Source organism: Geminocystis sp. M7585_C2015_104, assembly GCA_015295805.1.
Classification (GTDB): domain Bacteria; phylum Cyanobacteriota; class Cyanobacteriia; order Cyanobacteriales; family Cyanobacteriaceae; genus DVEF01.
On sequence record DVEF01000079.1, the window covers coordinates 1 to 19,411 of the forward strand.

General features: G+C 48.9%; 14 protein-coding genes. 7 read left to right on the top strand and 7 right to left on the bottom strand.

Going from position 1 to position 19,411, the window contains the following annotated elements; translation table 11 throughout:
- A partial coding sequence (gene moaA, locus IGQ44_09190; GenBank protein ID HIK38152.1) for a GTP 3',8-cyclase MoaA occupies window positions 1-928 on the bottom strand: 928 nt, incomplete at its 3' end.
- Window positions 901-2,076, bottom strand: coding sequence for a molybdopterin molybdotransferase MoeA (locus IGQ44_09195; GenBank protein ID HIK38153.1), 1,176 nt, complete (start codon window positions 2,074-2,076; stop codon window positions 901-903). The genes moaA and IGQ44_09195, both read right to left, overlap by 28 nt.
- Before the next feature lie 987 nt (window positions 2,077-3,063).
- Here IGQ44_09195 and IGQ44_09200 point away from each other — a divergent pair.
- The 7 genes from IGQ44_09200 to IGQ44_09230 all read left to right on the top strand — a co-directional run bounded on the left by IGQ44_09200 (window position 3,064) and on the right by IGQ44_09230 (window position 12,547).
- A complete protein-coding gene (locus IGQ44_09200; protein ID HIK38154.1) occupies window positions 3,064-4,623 on the top strand; it encodes a ferredoxin--nitrite reductase in 1,560 nt (519 codons plus the stop codon).
- 71 nt (window positions 4,624-4,694) lie between these two features.
- Window positions 4,695-6,002, top strand: a complete 1,308-nt coding sequence (locus IGQ44_09205) for an ABC transporter substrate-binding protein (GenBank protein ID HIK38155.1) — start codon at window positions 4,695-4,697, stop codon at window positions 6,000-6,002.
- A 55-nt stretch (window positions 6,003-6,057) separates the two neighbouring features.
- A complete protein-coding gene (ntrB, locus tag IGQ44_09210; protein HIK38156.1) occupies window positions 6,058-6,903 on the top strand; it encodes a nitrate ABC transporter permease in 846 nt (281 codons plus the stop codon).
- 32 nt (window positions 6,904-6,935) lie between these two features.
- Entirely contained in the window at window positions 6,936-8,933 is a 1,998-nt protein-coding gene (locus IGQ44_09215; GenBank protein ID HIK38157.1) for an ABC transporter substrate-binding protein, read from the top strand.
- A gap of 33 nt (window positions 8,934-8,966) precedes the next feature.
- A complete protein-coding gene (locus IGQ44_09220; GenBank protein HIK38158.1) occupies window positions 8,967-9,782 on the top strand; it encodes an ATP-binding cassette domain-containing protein in 816 nt (271 codons plus the stop codon).
- Window positions 9,783-9,795: 13 nt separating this feature from the next.
- Window positions 9,796-12,069, top strand: a complete 2,274-nt coding sequence (locus IGQ44_09225) for a nitrate reductase (GenBank protein HIK38159.1) — start codon at window positions 9,796-9,798, stop codon at window positions 12,067-12,069.
- Between the two features lie 22 nt (window positions 12,070-12,091).
- Window positions 12,092-12,547, top strand: coding sequence for a nitrate reductase associated protein (locus IGQ44_09230; protein HIK38160.1), 456 nt, complete (start codon window positions 12,092-12,094; stop codon window positions 12,545-12,547).
- A gap of 56 nt (window positions 12,548-12,603) precedes the next feature.
- On the opposite strand, the gene IGQ44_09235 is transcribed toward IGQ44_09230, so the two are convergent.
- From IGQ44_09235 to IGQ44_09255, 5 genes are all read right to left on the bottom strand, one after another.
- Complete coding sequence (locus tag IGQ44_09235; protein ID HIK38161.1) at window positions 12,604-13,113, bottom strand: glycosyltransferase family 2 protein; 510 nt, start codon at window positions 13,111-13,113, stop codon at window positions 12,604-12,606.
- Window positions 13,098-13,490 (bottom strand): hypothetical protein, encoded by a 393-nt coding sequence (locus IGQ44_09240; GenBank protein ID HIK38162.1) that lies wholly within the window; start codon window positions 13,488-13,490, stop codon window positions 13,098-13,100. The genes IGQ44_09235 and IGQ44_09240 overlap by 16 nt, the downstream gene beginning before the upstream one ends.
- A gap of 337 nt (window positions 13,491-13,827) precedes the next feature.
- Window positions 13,828-15,126 carry an NYN domain-containing protein gene (locus IGQ44_09245; protein ID HIK38163.1) on the bottom strand — a complete coding sequence of 433 codons (1,299 nt, stop codon included), beginning with the start codon at window positions 15,124-15,126 and terminating at the stop codon, window positions 13,828-13,830.
- A gap of 451 nt (window positions 15,127-15,577) precedes the next feature.
- Window positions 15,578-16,474 (bottom strand): alpha/beta hydrolase, encoded by an 897-nt coding sequence (locus IGQ44_09250; protein ID HIK38164.1) that lies wholly within the window; start codon window positions 16,472-16,474, stop codon window positions 15,578-15,580.
- Between the two features lie 62 nt (window positions 16,475-16,536).
- Window positions 16,537-19,374 carry a GAF domain-containing protein gene (locus tag IGQ44_09255; GenBank protein HIK38165.1) on the bottom strand — a complete coding sequence of 946 codons (2,838 nt, stop codon included), beginning with the start codon at window positions 19,372-19,374 and terminating at the stop codon, window positions 16,537-16,539.
- Window positions 19,375-19,411 lie beyond the last annotated feature (37 nt).

The window sequence follows — 19,411 nt, forward strand, 5'->3', positions numbered from 1 at the left end:
AGGCTGCCAGGCGGGCTTCCTTACCCAGTCCCCGCAGCGACACCCCCGCCTCTTTAAATAGACAAGCACGCAGAACCCCATCCGCAGAGAGTCGCCATCGGGAACAGTGACCACAAAAAGGTTGCGACTCCGAGGCAATAAATCCAATCTTGGCACCACAGGGGGTGACAAAATTGAACGAAGTTGAATCTTGAGGACGAGAAACAGGATGTAGCTCATAGTGCTGACGTAGGCGGGTTATCATGGCGGCGGCGCTTACAAATAGCTCCTGGGGTAGATTACAAGCATAGCCGACCCGCATCAGCTCCAAAAAGCGTACCTCAATTCCTAATTCCTTGGAATACTCCACCATAGGCACCAGTTCGTGGTCGTTGATGCCCTTCATCACCACCATGTTCAACTTGACGTGAAAGCCCTGAGCCACCGCCGTGGCAATGGCGGTCTTAACTTGCTCTAGGTGGCCACCATGGGTGAGGGTGGCAAAGGTTTGAGGGTTGAGACTATCTAGGCTAATGTTGAGCCGCGACACCCCATAGCGCGCCAGTAAGGGCAAAAAAGGAATCAGGCGAATCCCATTAGTGGTCAGGCCCAGTTCTGGGACACCCACTGCTGCTATGGCTGCCACAATTTCGGGGAACTCCGGTCGTAATAATGGCTCTCCCCCTGTTAAGCGCACCGACTCAATACCCAGTTCCACCAGTTCCCCTACAATAGTTGCGTACTCTGCCGGTGTCAGGTACTCCTTGGGGGACATAAATGAGGCATCCACGGGCATACAGTAGGTGCAGCGCAAATTACAGCGATCCGTCACCGAAAGGCGAAGCTTACGAATCCTACGCTGCTGGGCATCCACAAGAGGTCGCACCGGTGGGGCAATAGTGGCAGGCAAGACCATTTTTTCTAGCTCCATGGAAAATAGCGGTAACACTCTCCTGCTTCAAAGTTATCTCGCTCCGCAGGAAGTTCAAGGAAGCCGTCACTGTCGGCCAAAGCCAAGAAGTCACCCGAATTTTGTGTGGGACGAGGGTGGGCAATCAATTCAGCCGAAGTTGTCGCCTCTAGTTTGACGGGCAAAAAGTAGGTTAACGGCTTGTCAAAGTGAAAAGGAGTAGCCAGGCGAGCATAAAGCGGCGGCATCTCCAGCAGATAGCGGTGCAGGCACACTAGACTAGAAACGGGATTTCCCGGCAAGCCGAAAATAGCCGTTTTGTGCTGGTAGTCCACTCCAAACCAAAGGGGCTTTCCCGGTCGCTGCGCCACCCCATGGACCAACTGCTGCACCCCCTGCCGCCTCCAAATCTGGGGCAGATAGTCAAATTTGCCCTTTGAAACTCCCCCGCAGTAAATCAACAAATCATAGTTTCGGGTGGCTTGCTGGTAATGGGTAGTAAAGGCGTGGGGGTCGTCTGGCAGGTGGATAATGCTTAGCTGGGTGTACCCCTGACGTTGTAAGGCCGCGGCGAGGGCATAGGCATTAGAAAGTCGCAATTGGTAAGGCTTGGGTCTTTGCTCGGGACAGACCAGTTCATTGCCCGTAGCGATAATTTGGGTGCGCGGACGACGCTTGACTGACACTTGGGTTTTCCCCACAGAGGCCAAAATACCCCAAGCCGGACTGTGGAGGATGATTCCTGGGGACAGAATTGTCTTGCCCGCCGGGGCGTCACTGCCGCAACGGTGGATGAACTGATGGGGCAGCCATTGTTGGGAGTCAACAATGTGGGCAATGCCGTCCTTAAGCTCCAGGGCTTCGTAGGGAATGACCATGTCACAGCCATGGGGCAAAGCTGCGCCCGTCATCACTTCAAAACAGCCTCGGGGGTCTGTTAAGGAGGGCGGGGGGTCTCCTGCGGCCACTACTCCCAGAATCGGAAATGCCCGCTGCCCCGACTGGTAGGTCCCCCAAGAAAGGGCAATACCGTCCATCATAATTCGGTCCATTGGCGGATACGGGCGATCGCTTTCTATGGACTCCGCTAGGAGCCCCACCCGCGACTCCCCCAGGGAAATTTTTTCAGTCCCCCAATCAGGCAAATGCTTGGCAATTAGTTCGGCTGCAGTTTCGACGCTAATCATCCCCATTGTTTGTTTGTACTTCCCTCCCCTTGGAGTTTATGTGTAACAGCAACACTTACCAAAATGATAAAGCAGAGCCTTCACTGCTGGCCCTCGTCCTTCAGGGAATATGATGGATTTGCCCCGCACAATTAAGCACAGTTAAAAAAACTAGTTGGTTTTGCCCCCGCCTCATTACATTTAAATCTGGCAGGCAAAGAAAATGGGGCTAAAGTTTCTTATCCCATCCATGGGAGAACACCCACCCCCCATGTCCACCCCGCCTCTGGTTTAGCTCCACTGAAAGGGGGTACCATCAACCGCTCTGCACTACAAAGGATGTCCCCTTTGGCTCTTTTCCCGTCTGCTTTGCCAGTAACTGTGCGCCAGTGTAACATAAAAATGAGTTCCTGTCAAGTATAATACTATTGTATTCTTTTTAGAATGCCCATAACTTTCCTTCCTCCCAAATAATTCAAAAGACACTGGGCTGTGAGCACCAATTTTCGGGCAGTAATTGATAGAGGTGCCTAAATTTAGTGGCTGGGGAAGTGAAGTGACAGGGAGCTGAAATAATAGAAAATTTTTTGCCCTTGTCCACTAAAAGGTTGTGCTTTATTTCATCTAGGAAGAACCTCTTCCTGGGAACAAGCCCTTCCAGCACGAAAAAACAAGCTGATATCAAAAAAAATCAGCTCCAATTCTGGCAGACATCACCCACTGCCGGGGGTGGTTGCCGCTCGTTGCAATAATTGCGGATGTGAATGACATGAACAGAACCCATCAACCCTATTATTCCAAATCAGTTCAAAGCAGCGCGGCCCATTATGACTGACAGGGGGCGTTGACAGTATTCCTATTTGCCCGGAAACCTTACAATACGTTTTCTGCATACTGAGTATACATTAGCCGCATTTAAAAAAGGAAAATGTAGTCTAATTTACAAAAGTTTACAATTTAGCTGCCTAAACTGGGATTTAAAATCAACTAGATGCAAAAGCAAGAACCGTGAGCAATAAAATTGAGGCCATCAAACGTGAAAAAGATGGCTTAGCGGTAAAAGAAGAGTTAGAGCATTTTGCCGCCGTTGGTTGGGAGAACATACCTGAAGCGGATCGCGATGTTCGTCTTAAGTGGTTAGGGATTTTCTTTCGTCCCGTCACTCCGGGCAGGTTCATGATGCGGTTAAGAGTGCCCAACGGCATTCTAACCAGTGAGCAGTTGCAGACTCTTGGAGAAATTGTCGCTCGCTACGGTGAGGATGGCAATGGCGATATTACCACCCGCCAAAACATTCAAATACGCGGTATCCCCATTGCCGACATCCCGGAAGTGCTGCGGCGACTGGAGGCTTGTGGCCTTACCTCTGTGCAGTCAGGGATGGACAATGTGCGCAACCTCACCGGGTCCCCGGTAGCTGGAATTGACCCGGATGAACTAATTGACACTCGCCCCCTGCTCATGAAGTTGCAGGCGATGATCACCAACAATGGTAAGGGCAATCCCGAATTTAGCAACCTGCCCCGTAAGTTTAACATTGCCATTGAAGGGGGGCGTGATAACTCTGTCCATGCTGAAATCAACGATCTCGCTTTTGTTCCGGCCTACCGTGAGGGGCAGCTGGGGTTTAACGTCCTAGTAGGAGGGTTTTTCTCGGCGCGGCGCTGTGCTGCTGCCATCCCCCTCGATGCTTGGGTTCCCCCCGACGATGCTGTCATTCAGCTCTCGCGGGCTGTTTTGGAAGTATTCCGCGATCACGGGCTGCGGGGCAACCGCCAGAAGGCTCGCTTGATGTGGTTGATTGATGAGTGGGGCATCGAAAAATTCCGGGCCGCAGTTGCCGCCAAACTGCCCTTTGAATTGCTCACGGCGGCCCCTAAAGACGAAATTGACTGGGAAAAACGGGATCATCTAGGGGTGCACCGGCAAAAACAGCAGGGGCTAAACTACGTGGGATTACATGTGCCCGTCGGACGACTCTACGCCCCGGATTTTTACGAGCTAGCACGCCTTGCTGAGGTTTATGGCAAGGGAGAAGTGCGGCTGACGGTGGAGCAAAACATAATTATACCCCATATTCCCGATGCAGTTCTGCCAAGTTTTTTGCAAGAACCCCTTTTGCAAAAGTTTCGCCCCTCTCCGCCCCCTTTGGAACGCCACCTTGTCTCCTGCACCGGCTCCCAGTTCTGTGGCTTTGCCCTCATTGAAACCAAAAATCGTGCCCTTGCCCTCGCCCGTTGGCTGGATCAACAACTGGTTCTACCGCGTCCTGTACGAATTCATTGGACAGGGTGTCCCAACTCCTGTGGGCAGCCGCAGGTGGCTGACATTGGTCTGATGGGCACCAAAACCCGGCGAAATGGCGAAACCGTTGACGCCGTGGATTTGTACATGGGTGGCAAGGTGGGCAAGGATGCTAAGCTGGGAACTTGTGTCAAAAAAGGGATTCCCTGTGACGAACTGCCGGAAGTTTTGCGCCAACTCCTGATTGAGCATTTTGGTGCACGGCCAGTCAACGCTGAAAACCCACCTGCCCCCACAGCCAAAGTAACCATGACAGTTAACTAGCTTAAACTCCTCTAAATCTATCATTCTTAATCCATCAACCGATCGCACTTCAGGATAAAGGACTAAAAACTATGGCTCATTTTTCTCGTCGTCGTTTTTTAATGACTGCGGCCGCTACAACCGCGACAACGTTTCTCTTCCATGGCTGCACCAACACCAACCAGCAGCAAGCCTCCCAGACGGCCCAACCGACCACTATGGCAGAAACCCCAGAAACCACCACTGCCAAATTGGGGTTTATTGCCCTCACCGATGCCGCACCTCTAATCATTGCTAAGGAAAAAGGGCTGTTTGCCAAGTATGGGATGCCGGATGTGGAAGTGGTGAAGCAGGCATCCTGGGGGGTGACCCGCGATAACCTAGTCCTAGGTTCAGAGGGAGGTGGCATTGATGGGGCTCACATTCTCACCCCCATGCCCTACCTTATGACCACCGGCACCATCACCAGTGGCAAAAAAGTGCCTATGTACATCCTGGCAAGGCTGAACACTAATGGTCAGGGAATTGTCCTTGCCAATGCCTATAAGGAGCTAAAGGTCAGCACCGATAGTAGCCCCCTGAAAAAGGCCTTCGCAAAAGCCAGGGCAGCGGGCAAGGAAGTCAAGGTAGCTGTGACTTTTCCGGGGGGTACACACGACCTATGGATGCGTTACTGGCTGGCTGCGGGGGGCATTAACCCAGAAAAGGATGTTTCACTGATTGTCGTGCCGCCACCCCAGATGGTGGCTAACATGAAAACCGGCACTATGGAGGCCTTTTGCGTTGGCGAGCCGTGGCCTCTCCAGGCCGTGAATCAAAAGGTGGGAGTTGGCGCAATCACCACGGGGGAGTTTTGGAAGGATCACCCTGAAAAATCCCTCGCCTTACGGGCAGATTGGGTTGACAAGCATCCAAAAGCGGCCAAGGCCATTTTGATGGCAGTGATGGAGGCCCAGCAGTGGTGCGATAAAGATGCCAACAAGCCGGAAATGGCCAAAATCCTCTCGAAGCGCGAGTGGCTCAAGGCGCCCGTGGAGGACATCCTAGATCGCTCTCTGGGCAAGTTTGACTTTGGCAACGGCCGCACTATCGAAAAACCTGAAGTAGCAATGAAATATTGGCGCGATACAGCTTCCTATCCTTACCAAAGCCATGAACTCTGGTTCTTAATAGAAGAAATTCGCTGGGGGTATTTGCCCGCTGATACGGACACTAAAGCATTGATCAAGCAGGTTAATCGCGAGGACTTGTGGCGGGAGGCGGCCAAAACCCTGGGCGTGCCTGCGGCGGAAATCCCCACCAGCACATCGCGGGGGGTAGAGAAGTTTTTCGATGGTGTGGCCTTTGATCCGCAAAATCCGCAGGCCTATTTAAGTAGTTTGGATTTGAAGAAGGTATAGGTTGACCATCAGTTTAAGACCCACTTTATCAAAGTGGCAAAGGAGGAAAAGAAATATGGTAAGTTACTCAAGAGAATTTATCGGGGTGCGGCGGCAACGCTGGCTAAAACTACTTAAGGCATTGCCCGTCTTCCGGAAAGTGACTATGGGCTGCCTTGGGGTGCTGTGCTTTTTGACGATTTGGCAGTTCTTATGTATAGTGGGGCTACTGAAGTTGCCGACACCGCTAAGGGTTATTGCCGACACCTGGGATTTGATTGTTAATCCTTTTTACCGGGGCAGCGGCAATGATGTAGGCCTGGGTTGGCAAATTCTCTCGAGTTTACGGCGAGTGGCGATAGGTTTCTCTCTGGCGGCGGTGGTGGGCGTGAGTATAGGAATGCTAATTGGCTCCAGTCGCCTCCTCTACGACGCAGTAGACCCGATTTTGCAGGTGCTGCGTCCTGTTCCCCCCCTGGCTTGGTTGCCGATTTCTCTGGCGGCCATGCGGGACAATGAGCCGGCGGCAATCTTTGTGATTTTTATCACCGCCGTTTGGCCTATTATCATAAACACCACTGTGGGGGTACAGCAAATACCTAGAGATTACAAAAACGTTGCAAGCATGTTGCGGCTGTCGCGGAGGGACTACTTTTTAAACATCCTTGTGCCCGCAACCCTGCCCTATGTATTCACGGGGCTGCGGATTGGCATTGGCCTATCGTGGTTGGCCATTGTGGCGGCAGAAATGCTCATAGGAGGTGTTGGCATTGGCTTTTTTATCTGGGACGCCTGGAACAGTTCTTTGATTAGTGAAATTATTGTTGCCGTGGTCTATGTGGGCATTATTGGTCTGGTGCTAGATCGCTCTGTGGCCTTTTTGGGACGACTGCTCAGCCACGGTGAAGAAGTGCATTCTTAATGTTTTTCCCCGATGGAATTGATGTAACTACTATGGCGAAGTCCCTACCCTTGATTGAAGTTGACCACGTAGACCAGGTTTTTGAGCTACCTGGAGGCGAGCGATACATTGCTCTCAAGAATATTCACCTGGAGGTCCAAAAGGGGGAGTTTATTTCCCTCGTCGGTCATTCCGGCTGTGGCAAGTCCACCCTCCTGAACATCATTGCCGGTTTTCAGCAGCCAACCAGGGGTGGAGTGGTGATGGCGGGCCGCCAAGTTACAAAACCGGGGCCGGAGCGCATGGTGGTGTTCCAAAACTACTCCCTACTACCCTGGAAAACTGTTTATCAAAATGTAGCCTTGGCAGTGGAAGCGGCACTGCCCCGTCTAAGTAAATCAGAACGGCGGCAACGGGTAGAAACTGCCTTGGAGCAGGTACACCTGAGTGCCGCGCGGGACAAGTACCCCAGCCAACTTTCGGGGGGGATGAAGCAGCGAGTAGCCATCGCCCGGGCTTTGGCAATTCAACCCCAAGTACTGCTTTTGGACGAACCCTTTGGCGCCCTGGATGCTTTGACGCGTGGGTTGCTACAAGACGAACTGATGCAAGTCTGCCAGGCGACAGAAACCACATGCATTATGGTCACCCACGATGTGGATGAGGCTCTACTGCTGTCGGATAGGGTAGTGTTGCTCACTAACGGTCCTGAAGCTCAAATTGGCCAGATTCTTAAGATTCCCTTTGCTCGTCCCCGCAATCGCCATGATGTCCTCAACCATCCTAGCTATTATGAGCTGCGCAACGAAATGATTTCTTTTTTGAATCAGCAAAGGCTTCGTCGCAAGAGCCACTACCCACTCCCGACAACGACTACCCCCTGCAAGGTGAGTCTAACCCTTGGCTTTATGCCCACCATCGACTGTGCCCCTCTGGTGGTGGCTAAGGAGTTGGGGTTCTTTGCTAAGCACGGCCTTGAGGAGGTTAGCCTGCATCGCGGGGAAAGCTGGCAGGAGCTGGTGAGGGGTGTGCTCAGCGGTAACCTCGACGGGGCACAGATGCCAGCGCCTATGCCATTGGCAATGACGTTGGGACTGGAGGGACAACCAGCCCAACCACTGATGGGCTCACTAGTCCTAAGCCGCAATGGCAGTGCCATAACCTTAAGTAGACGGCTTTGGCGGCAGGGCGTAAAAACCGCAGCTGACCTGCGGGCGTACATCGAGTCCACTGGCCAGCGTCTCCGCTTTGGCATTGTTCACCCGGCCTCGATGCAGAATCTCTTGCTACGTTACTGGCTAGCTGCGGCGGGCATTGATCCCGACCAGGACCTGGAACTACTGGTCATTCCAGCAGCACAGATGGCGCATCACCTAGAGGCGGGTTATATCAGCGGCTTTTGTGTGGAGCAACCCTGGAACTCTCAAGCAGTGCGTCTAGGGGAAGGGGTGATAGTGGCCACTGATCTGGAGATTTGGCCCGGGCGTCCTGAAAAAGTATTGGGGGTGCGTCCCGAATGGGTACAGGCACGACCCCAACAGCATCTGGCGCTAGTCAAGGCACTAATTGAGGCCTGTGAATACTGTGACACCATTAAAAACCGCGCCGAAATTGCTCAACTGCTCTGTCGGCCAGAATATGTGGGGGGTTCACCCGAAGAGGCGTACGCCGGTTTTGTGCACCCCTTAAACCGGGGAGATGACAGTGCCCCCGCTTTTCAACCTCGCTTTCACCAATTTTACGTGCACCGTTCCCTCTGTCCCCGGCAACCGGAGGGGCTTTGGATGATGACTCAGTTGGCACGCTGGCAACTCACTCCTTTCCCCAAGAACTGGCTAGAGATTGTCCAGCGGGTGCAGCGGGTAGAGCTGTTTAGCGCGGCTGCCCGGGAGCTACAGCTCCTCGAAAACGAGCCCGAGCGGCAGGCTTTTGCCCTATTTGACGGGGTTCCCTTTGAGCCCGACAATCCCCTTGCCTACCTTGAAGCGACGCCAATTCGCCGAGCTTTTGACATTCAGACCATCCCTTTTCTGGAAATGGTTTCTGTCTAAGTTTTTTCTCTGATTAAACTACGGTTGATTCCTATGAAAACCCTCTATCGCATTGAACCCCCTATTACCGCCACCAGTCATCTGCTCATTGATGGGGTGAGCAAAGTTTACCCCACCGTCAATGGCCCCCATGTAGTCCTAGATGACATTCACCTCTCAGTAGAAAGTGGTGAATTTGTCTGCATCATTGGCCATTCTGGTTGTGGCAAAAGTACCCTTCTGAACATGGTGGCGGGCTTCACCAGCCCGACTTACGGAGAAATTCGTCTCAATGGGGCACCGGTAATTCGTCCCGGCCCAGAACGTATGATGGTGTTTCAAAACTATGCGCTACTGCCTTGGTTGACGGCGTACCAAAACATAGAGTTGGCAGTCAAGTCCGTCTGCCCCCACCTAACACGCCAACAACGAAGGAAAATAGTAGAAGAACATCTGGAAATAGTGGGACTGACCGCCGCCGCCCACAAGCGTCCGGCGCAACTGTCGGGTGGCATGAAACAGAGAGTAGCCATTGCCCGTGCCCTGGCGATTCGTCCTGAGGTTCTGTTGTTGGACGAGCCCTTTGGCGCCCTAGATGCCATCACCAAAGAAGAGCTGCAAGATGAGTTGCTGGAAATTTGGCACAGCCACAAACTGACGGTATTGATGATCACTCATGACATTGACGAGGCTCTTTATTTAGCGGATCGGGTGGTGATGATGACCAACGGGCCAGCTGCCCGCATCGGTGAGATTCTGGAAATTCCCTTTCCTAGACCAAGGCTACGGTCTCAACTTTTTGAAGACCCACAGTATTGCCATTTGCGCAACCGCATCGTGGATTTCTTGTACACGCGGTTTGGGCATTAGGGGAGGTGGGGTTATGAGTAAGTCCAGGGATTGGCTACAGACTGGCTCACCGGCAGTCCGAGCCGATGCCTCTCCGTTGGTACAACAAGTGGCAACCAACCCCCATTTTATTTCTACTAGTCCTGTCTCCTCCTTGTGTCCCTATTGTGGGGTTGGCTGCGGCCTCGAAGTTGTAACCCAAGGACAGGGGAACTACAAGGTTAGGGGAGATCGCCGACATCCCTCGTCCCAAGGCATGGTTTGCGTAAAGGGTGCGACAATACTAGAGGCCATGGACCGGGATCGTCTTGCCTATCCTCTATGGCGGGAAAATATGGATGAGCCCTTTACGGTAATTTCCTGGGATGAGGCCCTCTCCCGCCTGGTGCAGAGGCTTCAAGAAGTACGGCAGAGTCAGGGAACCGATGCTATTTGCATGTACGCCTCGGGTCAATTGCAAACGGAAGACTATTACGTAGCGCAAAAACTTATCAAGGGCTGTTTGGGCACCAACAACTTTGACACCAACTCGCGGCTTTGTATGTCCTCTGCCGTGTCAGCCTACATGGCCAGCTTTGGCTCCGATGGTCCTCCATGCTGCTATGATGATTTGGAAGCCACCGACTGTGCCTTTCTCATTGGCACGAACACCGCCGAATGCCATCCCATCGTCTTCAATCGACTGCGCAATCACCATAAACGAAATCCCAATGTTAAGCTGATCGTTGTGGACCCGCGTCGCACCCCCACAGCTGAAGTGGCCGACCTTCACTTGGATATACGCCCTGGCACTGACATTGATTTGCTCCACGGTATTGGCCATTTGCTCTTGCGGTGGGGATATGTCTGTAAGGAATTTGTTGATAATCACACTCGTGGCTTTGACGACTATGTAAGACTTTTGGCAGCCTACCCGCCGGAGAAGGTGGCTGAACGTTGCGGCATTAGGCAAGAGGACCTGGAACGGGCGGCGCGCTACTGGGGAAACGCCCAGGCCGTGTTGTCCCTGTGGTCCATGGGCATTAACCAGTCGGCAGAGGGCACTGCTAAAGCGCGTTGTCTGATTAACCTACACCTGCTCACCGGGCAAATAGGTCGTCCCGGCAGTGGCCCTTTTTCCCTAACAGGACAACCCAACGCCATGGGAGGACGGGAGGCCGGGGGGCTAGCACACTTATTGCCGGGTTATCGCCAAGTTACGAATCCCCGGCATCGGCAGGAGGTGGAGGATTTTTGGGGCCTGTTACGGGGACAGATCAGCCCTCGCCCCGGACGTACGGCCTGGCAGCTAATAGAGGCTCTGGAAAGAGGCGAAATAGGCTTTCTTTGGATCGTAGCGACCAACCCCGTGGTGAGTATGCCCCACCTGGAGCGGGTCAAAAGGGCTCTACGTCAATCCCCCTTTACGGTTTATCAGGATGCCTACTTCCCCACCGAGACGGCGGCCTATGCTCATCTCCTTTTGCCTGCTGCCCAATGGGGGGAAAAAACAGGGGTGATGACCAACTCTGAACGCCGAGTTACTCTAGCGCCGGCCTTTCGCTCGCCACCGGGGGAGGCCCGCCCCGACTGGGAAATCTTTGCAGAGGTGGGGCGACGATTGGGCTATGCAAGACAGTTTGATTTTCCCGACGCCGCTGCCGTCTATGCCGAGTTTGTCCAACTTACCGCGGGCCGCCCCTGTGACCAGTCGGGGCTAAGTCATGAACGTCTGGCACGCCTGGGAGCAGTGCAATGGCCCTGTCCCGCGGGCTGTAGCGATGAAGAAGCCCTAGCCCCTAAGCGCCTTTACACCGACTGGCGTTTCCATACACCCGATGGGAAAGCTCGTTTTTGTATTACCCACAGCAAGGGAGTTGCCGAACCCACTGATGCCGTGTACCCCTTCCTCCTGACCACGGGTCGCCTTTATGGCCACTGGCACACCCAAACCCGCACCGGCCGCATTCCTAAAATTCAGAAAATGCATCCTAGTCCTTTTGTGGAAATGCACCCAAGTGATGCGGCAAATCTGAATCTCAAAGACGGCGACTGGGTGGAGGTGCGTTCGCGCCGGGGAATGGTCTGCCTGCCGGTGACGGTAACTGAGGCTATTCGGCCGGGGACTCTTTTTGTCCCTATGCATTGGGGGTTTCTATTTGCTGAAAATGCCGAGGCTAACCAACTGACCCACCCCACAGCCTGCCCCGTATCCCAGCAGCCTGAACTCAAGGCCTGTGCCGTCCAGGTACTTCCTCTCAAGGGAAAGCCAAAGCCTTTTTCCACTAGGCCTTTTTTGGGGGTGAAAAATGGAATCCAAAAAGGGTGATGAGACAAAAGAGAACCGAATCATGTCTCACTTTTTTGGTTTTGAGGCTGATTTCGCCGCCACACTGCGCTGCATTCCAATGATTGTGCGCTATAAGCTGGATTTATGTGGTGTGAAGCTGAAGCTGTCACACTGGCATCAGTTGACACAAAATCAGCGGCAATGGCTTGTAACTGCTCCCTGCGATAGCCCAGAAACAAGGGACAACTATCGTCAACAACTACGGGATTGGGTAACCCAAAACCATGGGGCCCCTCCCAGCGATTTGGAAATGCCCCAGCCATTTCCCTGGGACATCATAACCGAAATACCGGAAACTGTGCAACAACAACTGACCAAAGTTCCCCACCACACCCTAACCGTGGAAAAGTGGGCGGCCTTGACACCATTGCAACGCTTTGCCCTCGTCAAACTCAGTCAACCAGGCCACGAAAATCGTAACTTCTGGCCGGCTTTGCAGGAATTTGGCCTGGCTTAGGCGGCACTTCACCTCTTATTTGCTGTTTATCATTCACTTTGATAGGCTAACACTGGCTATGGATTCAATTCATCAATCAACCCCCTGCCATGAGCCCTAAGAGAACATCCGTAGTCATGGAGAGCTACACCTGTTATACGGCTTATTAACCAATTAGCGACTTTAGAGGGGACTACTCTAGTAATGGTATCATCCCGACGGTGTCTACGCCAACCGCTCACCAAGTCGTAGCCCTCTTGTAGTTTAGCTAACAACAAGGGAATGTCAGCCGGGTCATTTTGCAAATCCCCATCCAGGGTGACAATAAATTGACCACGGGAATTTTCAAAGCCAGCCGCCATAGCAGCCGTTTGGCCATAATTACGTCTTAACGCCACAACCCTAAGACGGGGATTGACCATGGCCAGATTTTTCAGTATTTTTAAAGAGCAATCCTGAGAGCCATCGTCTACACAGACAATTTCATACTCATAACCGGTGTCCTTCAGACTCTCTTCAATAGACTGGATGAGGATAGGAATATTATCCTCCTCATTGTATATGGGGACAACTATGGACAAGTCCATTGCTTAACGCCACCAGAGTTGGTGATTATAGTGTAAAACAATACCTCATGGAGAAAGATAGTAGACGGAGGCACATAAACCCCTCTACAAAAGCTAAGACTTAGAGCCACCTCATCGTAAACATCTCTAAACACATCCCTATCCACTTCTTGGGGTAAGGACTTTTTGGTGGTATTCCCCACCGGCCTAATACCAATTTCCTCAGCCCTCTTTTTAACCTTCTGACGGCCCTGAGCTCTGAAATTAGCAAGTATAACCCCTATAGCCCTCTTATTCTCATTGGCTCGCCTGATATCTTCCAAGGCCCTGCTATAGCCATACCTTTGATTGGAAGCCCCTTTCTGAGAACCTGTCCCATCAAGAAAGCTTATAGCCATTTTATCCTCCTCATAACAGATGCACAAGCTGAACGCACTGTTTCTGATATCCTTGAAAAAACCTCATGGGCCTCTTGTAGTCTCCTGCAGTCAGGTCACCCTTATTTTCCCAGTGAGGCCTTCTCACATAGGTCAAAGGATATTCTACTTGATACTGTCCTGTTATAGAACTCCTGAAAATGTAGAAGTGAAAGCACATGAGTCTGGGGGCAGAAGTAGAACTGTTGAGCCAACTGCTGAAAACTGTTAATATAATAAAAAAAATCAATCCCTATCCCCTAACCCCTACATGCTACCCCCTTTCTACCAATGGGGCCCGCGGGATATTGTTACAAATCTAACAGTCCAGGATTATCTGTTCAATGACACTTTCTCTTAGATCCTTTCCTAGTATTTTTGAGAGCTTGTTGTAAATAGATTCTTTATACTTCTTAATTATACTTCTGTGCTCCCGGAATTCTTCTTTCAGCCTAAAAAATCTTTGGTTATTTTCCTTTTCCTGGTAGGAGATAACTTCTATATTTACCAGGGAATTCAGGCAATCAATTAGGGTTTTGCCGTTTATTTCGGGGTATTTTTGGTTTATTTTCTCTTGAATGGTGTTTAGAGTATATTCTTCTGATAAAAGGGTGATGGCTGCGGTGATTTTCAAAAAATCTTCGGAATCAATCACTATAATTCGCGGTTTTTGAGTTTCAAGAATATCTCTATAGTTTTCCGGGGAGTGGACAAAATTATCATCTAGGGGGGGCAGGGGTATAAAGGCTTCAATGGTGGCATCACGAAAGGCTATCTTTGCCTGGCATTTTTCACCTATCAGTATTTGTAAATCAGTGTCACGACAGATGTACTGTAGAAATTTTACAAATTTAGGAAAACCGACTTTCGATGGGTGAAAATCTTTTATTCCATATTTGAAAGCTTCTCTGACTACCGACACGTAAATACCGGAGCTAGATAACAGTTTTGCCGCCTCTTTGTCTTCAGCAAACCACTGCAATATTTTGAGAGAGTGTTGGATAATTTCCTCTCTATTATCGGATGAAATTCTCTCCAGAGATTTTGACATTCTTAGGATTAGGGGATGGGTAATTTGTGTCTTTTCCGATTCTTTTTTGTCCTCTTCAGGGGTTCTGTTCTCACTATTGTTTTCTTTATCTGGCTCTTCTATGGTTATAAATTGGTCACAAATGGACTCGAATACCTGATTGGTAGAATACTTATAACCACAGCCAATAACGTATTTTCCATACTCATGTAGTTTTCTGGCTACAGCGGAGAATCCTCCATCGCCGGAGACAATTACAAAAACATCAATATTCTTTCTAACATAGGCCAAATCGATGGCATCTACTGCTAGTTGTATGTCGGCCGCATTTTTCTTTTGATAGTAGGAAAAACCAAAGATCTGCACTGGCTCAATTCCCAGTTCGTTTATCTCTTTCTTCATGAAGGAAAGACGATAATCACTCCAATTTGCATAGGCTTTTTGGACCAGCACCCTTTCTACTTGCGGAAGGCTTATTATCTCCTGAAATATGCTTTTTAGTGATATTTTACTAATATATTTTTGCTCCAGACTGTAGCCCTTTAACAGATTTTCTACATCGTAAAATATAGCAGTATTGCCGTTCATGCAAAACTTTGAACGAGGTTTTTTATCGGTATTACACTAACCAACCCTCCCCTATCTTAGCAGAGAAGTATAACAAACTCCAAGGGGCCGCTCTTGGTATAAAATTCACCGGCGTCAAGGGGGATTGACCATTGAGTTTTGGGGGAGCAACCGGAGAAAATAGGGAGATAAAGGGAATAAAATATTGAAGAGGGGAAACAATGACTAAATGGGTTACGATAGCATCCTAGTGGAATTAAAGCTGGAGCCTATTAGGGCCGATAGCTTGTTTTTTCTAAAGCTATTACATAAAAATTAATATTATGGAAATATTAGACTACTGGATAAAACTGGTAGGGCAAATACGGGAAAAGACTAACTCCCTCCTAGCATATGTTGAAAACCATACAGAAAAATTCCAACTGGTGGTAAAAGGTTTATTGCCAAGCCGGGGAAAGTCAAAATTCTCATCCTAATCCCTGAGAAACTCCAAAATGTGATTTGACACGGTGTCTGGTTTTTCCAGATGAGGCACATGCCCACATTCCTCAATCCAAATTAACTTGCTGTGGGGGAGTAGCTGCTGAAAACGAGTGGCTGGGTTTGTGCCCAGGATTTTGTCTTGTCTGCCCCACAGTATTAAAGTAGAACATAGTATTTTACCAAGTTGTGCACTGAAATCCCCATAACCTCCGCTTCTGGTAAAGGAAATTAATGCCTGACTCCAGTTGTCACACAGGGTATGTAGGGAAGCACAACACCTGGCATCCTCGTTGGCAAGACTGGGATTGTAGTAGGCTTTCTCGCTAATTTTTTGTCTTACTAAAGAGTTGCGCAAAAACTCAGTAGCCAGATAACCAAAGGGGAGGAAAGTGGCAATTCGACTAACCAGTGGCGGTTTTGTCAAGCCTACACTGTCGATAAGAATGAGTTTTTCTACTATGTGGGGATGGCTAAGACAAAAGTCAATGGCGGTGGCGCCTCCCATAGATGCCCCTATTAACACCATTGGTTGTTTAATGACTTCTGCCCAAAAATGATACACATGTGCTTTAATGGTAGCGGGGGAGTAATTCAAGTTTGGCAGTCTTTGGGTAAAACCGAAACCCAGCAAGTCCAATGCCCACACCTGACAGTGGTTGCTCAATTTGGGTATTAAACGTCGGAATTCTAATAGGGAACTGTCAAAGCCGTGTAATAATAACAGGGGCCTATTCCTTTTTGTCTTTCCCTGATGGATGTAACTGGTGACAATGGGACTTTGGCAAATACTTGTTTTTAGGGGGATGAATCGAATTTGGTTGAATGTCTCACGGGATGTGCTTTCTTGCAACTGCTTTGCTCTTTGCTGAATTTGGGGTGACAACATGCCCTAACTTGCCTTTTTTAATCAAATAATACTGACTTATTGTCTCCTGTTCCGGGACTAGTTTATTCTATTAGCAATTCGGGAAACTCATTTAGGGTTTCGTCTAGGGATTCTAAGTCTAGGTTTTCAATATCCTTCTTTATTTTTTCGACGTATTTTAACAATGTTTCCTCATGATACCTGATGGCTTCCTCCCTTAGGGCTTCCGCGAATTTCTTTATCTTGGATATAATTTTTGTCTCTTTAATTTCCAGCCACTGTTTTTTGTATACATCTCCCATCTTTTGCTTCAGTTCAACACTGGATAGGGCTTTCCCTGAGTTTAAGTCTATGGTTTTGTTGCTGGTTTCTTTTGCTTTCTTCTCATTAGAAAGTACTTTTTGAACCAATTCTTTTAAGTCCTCTTTTTTTAGGGGTTTCAATAACAAGCCTTGGAGCCCCTCCCACTGTTTTACTTGTTCGTATTTTTCAGGAGATGTGATGACGATAAGGGGTATATTTTTTGTGTCCTCATGGTTTCTAAGGGTTTTCACAAGTGCTTCTTCTGGTGAATTATTAATCCCCAATAGGAGCATTTCTGGGTTATATTTTCTTGTTAAGTTGATGGCTTCTTCCCCGGATTCGGCGTAAATTACATGACGGTTATTGCCTTGAAAATACTCTCTGATTGTCGCCAAATCTGACTCAGTTTCGTTTACCACTAGTACACATGGTGTGAAGATTTGTGGGTCAAAGTTGTGTTTTTCTAGGGAAAAAATAGGGGTCACATTCGGGAAGCATACTGTAAATTTACTCCCCACGCCCACCCGGCTTTCTACATGAATATGTCCCCGGAGGAGAGACACTAGTTTCTTGGTAATAGTCAAACCCAAACCAATTCCTTCATACTGGCGAACAGTTTGTTCATCTTCCTGGGTAAATGCCTCAAAAATTCGCTCCAATTGATCTTTTTTAATGCCAATGCCAGTGTCTTCTACAATTATCCTAAATCCACAACAGTTGGGCTTGTTATTACTATCAATCCCTTGGGCAAACACTTTTACATATCCCCGGTGGGTGAACTTGATAGCATTTCCAATTAGATTGAATAGTATTTGCCTTAATCTTATTTCGTCAAACAGGATATTGTCTGGGCAATTTTCGCCCACTATCAGCTGAAAATCTAGGTTTTTTTCTTTGGCTTTGAAGGAAAAAACTCCCATGACATCTCTTAACAGTAGTCTTAACTGCATTGGATTGTGGTTGACGGGCATTTTCCCCGCTTCAATTTTCGACAAATCCAGGATATCATTAATCAGGGATAAAAGGTTGTTTCCACTGCTTATAATAGCTTCAAGATAGTCTTTTCCCTTTTCGTCAGCAATTATGTCTCGAAGCAACTCGGCGAAACCGAGGATTGTATTCAGGGGAGTGCGAATTTCATGACTGATATTAGCTATGAATTCGCCTTTGGCTTTGCAGGCTATTTCTGCTTTTTCTTTTGCTTGTTTTAACTCTTCGGATTGTTTCTTAATTTCCTCGAACAAATTAGCCTGTTCGATGGCAACACCCAGCTGAACTGCTATTTGTTTTAGTATGTTAACATGACGAGGTTGCCAATGGTAGGGATGACGATAATAACAGGCCAATAATCCCCATAGTTTATTGCCGCAAAAAATTGGGATTGTACATAGGGATTTTATGTTGTACTCTCGGTATTTTTGACGGTGACAAGGGGATAATTCACACTCATCTAAGTTATCAACAGTGAGAATATCGCCGTGACGGTATCTCCCTCCCTTTAGAGATTGTAGGTAGGAATCATCCCAAACTCCATTGTGGTGATGGAGGAGGGAGACGGAATCGCGACGACGATTTTCTGCCACAAAACTTCCCCCCCAATCCTCCCGAAATTTGTATACTGCCACTTGATCACAACCTAGTAGATTCCTCACCTCGGCGGTAGTGGTATCGCAGATGGATTGAAAGTCTACTGTTTCCCTCATTTTTTGCATTATGGAGTTAACTGTCTTTTGGAGGAGGGCATTTTCTCTTAAGGCGATTTCTCTTTGTTTTTCCACCGTCACATCAATCACAATTCCATTCCAAATTAGACTGCCTCCTGAGATTTTCTGTGGGGAGGAGTGGATGCGTATATATTTGGTTTTACCACTGGGGGTGAGGATTTGACAGTCAAAACTAAGGGGGCTACAATATTGTTTTGATAACTGGATAGCTCGCTCTAGTTGTTGTTTTTCTTCTTGGTTGATACAGGAGAGTATTCTATTTATGTCCTGAATAGCCTCTTCGGGAGTGCACTCAAAAATGTCCTCTACTGCCCTACTGACGAAGGTGAAAAAACACTCATGGGGTGGGTCATATTTTAGTTGAAACACCATTCCCGGGATAAAACTGGCAATTTGTTTGATTTGAATATTGCTTCCCCATACATTTACGTCTTCCCACCTTCCGGCCTCCAGACAGATGTACTGTTCATAATAGACTTTTAATGCACTAATTACCTTTTGTTCTAGAATATCAAACTGCAGATTGTGAGTTTCTAAGTAGTCCAACACCTCCTCGTTTTTTAGGAGTGAGCTTCTTGTTTCCCTGTCTATTTTGTCAGTGGAAATTACCAGAATCTTAGGGAGGAAGTTATTGATTTTTGCCCTTATTGTTCTAAAAAAATAATCGGATATGTTTGTGGAATTAGATATGATGACAAACAGGAGGGACAGATTCAACTCTTCGGGGGAAATATTCTGTAAGTTGTCCAAAAGACGGCAGGGTTTATTAAGGAAATAGATGTTGTCACAATATTGTTTTAACTGGCGGAAAAGTTGTGCTCCCCCCCCGACACATAGAATATCCCAGTGGCTTTTACGGGCAATTGTTTCCTGGGTCAGGTTGACGGCTACCATTGGTGGTGGGCTGATATGATTTTTTTAGGACGGTTAA

What these genes read in the sequence shown, in the direction of transcription:
- IGQ44_09195 (HIK38153.1), bottom strand. Translation starts at nt 2,076, where the DNA reads ATGATTAGCGTCGAAACTGCAGCCGAACTAATTGCCAAGCATTTGCCT.
- IGQ44_09205 (HIK38155.1), top strand. Translation starts at nt 4,695, where the DNA reads ATGGCTCATTTTTCTCGTCGTCGTTTTTTAATGACTGCGGCCGCTACA.
- ntrB (HIK38156.1), top strand. Translation starts at nt 6,058, where the DNA reads ATGGTAAGTTACTCAAGAGAATTTATCGGGGTGCGGCGGCAACGCTGG.
- IGQ44_09215 (HIK38157.1), top strand. Translation starts at nt 6,936, where the DNA reads ATGGCGAAGTCCCTACCCTTGATTGAAGTTGACCACGTAGACCAGGTT.
- IGQ44_09220 (HIK38158.1), top strand. Translation starts at nt 8,967, where the DNA reads ATGAAAACCCTCTATCGCATTGAACCCCCTATTACCGCCACCAGTCAT.
- IGQ44_09225 (HIK38159.1), top strand. Translation starts at nt 9,796, where the DNA reads ATGAGTAAGTCCAGGGATTGGCTACAGACTGGCTCACCGGCAGTCCGA.
- IGQ44_09230 (HIK38160.1), top strand. Translation starts at nt 12,092, where the DNA reads ATGTCTCACTTTTTTGGTTTTGAGGCTGATTTCGCCGCCACACTGCGC.
- IGQ44_09235 (HIK38161.1), bottom strand. Translation starts at nt 13,113, where the DNA reads ATGGACTTGTCCATAGTTGTCCCCATATACAATGAGGAGGATAATATT.
- IGQ44_09240 (HIK38162.1), bottom strand. Translation starts at nt 13,490, where the DNA reads ATGGCTATAAGCTTTCTTGATGGGACAGGTTCTCAGAAAGGGGCTTCC.
- IGQ44_09245 (HIK38163.1), bottom strand. Translation starts at nt 15,126, where the DNA reads ATGAACGGCAATACTGCTATATTTTACGATGTAGAAAATCTGTTAAAG.
- IGQ44_09250 (HIK38164.1), bottom strand. Translation starts at nt 16,474, where the DNA reads ATGTTGTCACCCCAAATTCAGCAAAGAGCAAAGCAGTTGCAAGAAAGC.
- IGQ44_09255 (HIK38165.1), bottom strand. Translation starts at nt 19,374, where the DNA reads ATGGTAGCCGTCAACCTGACCCAGGAAACAATTGCCCGTAAAAGCCAC.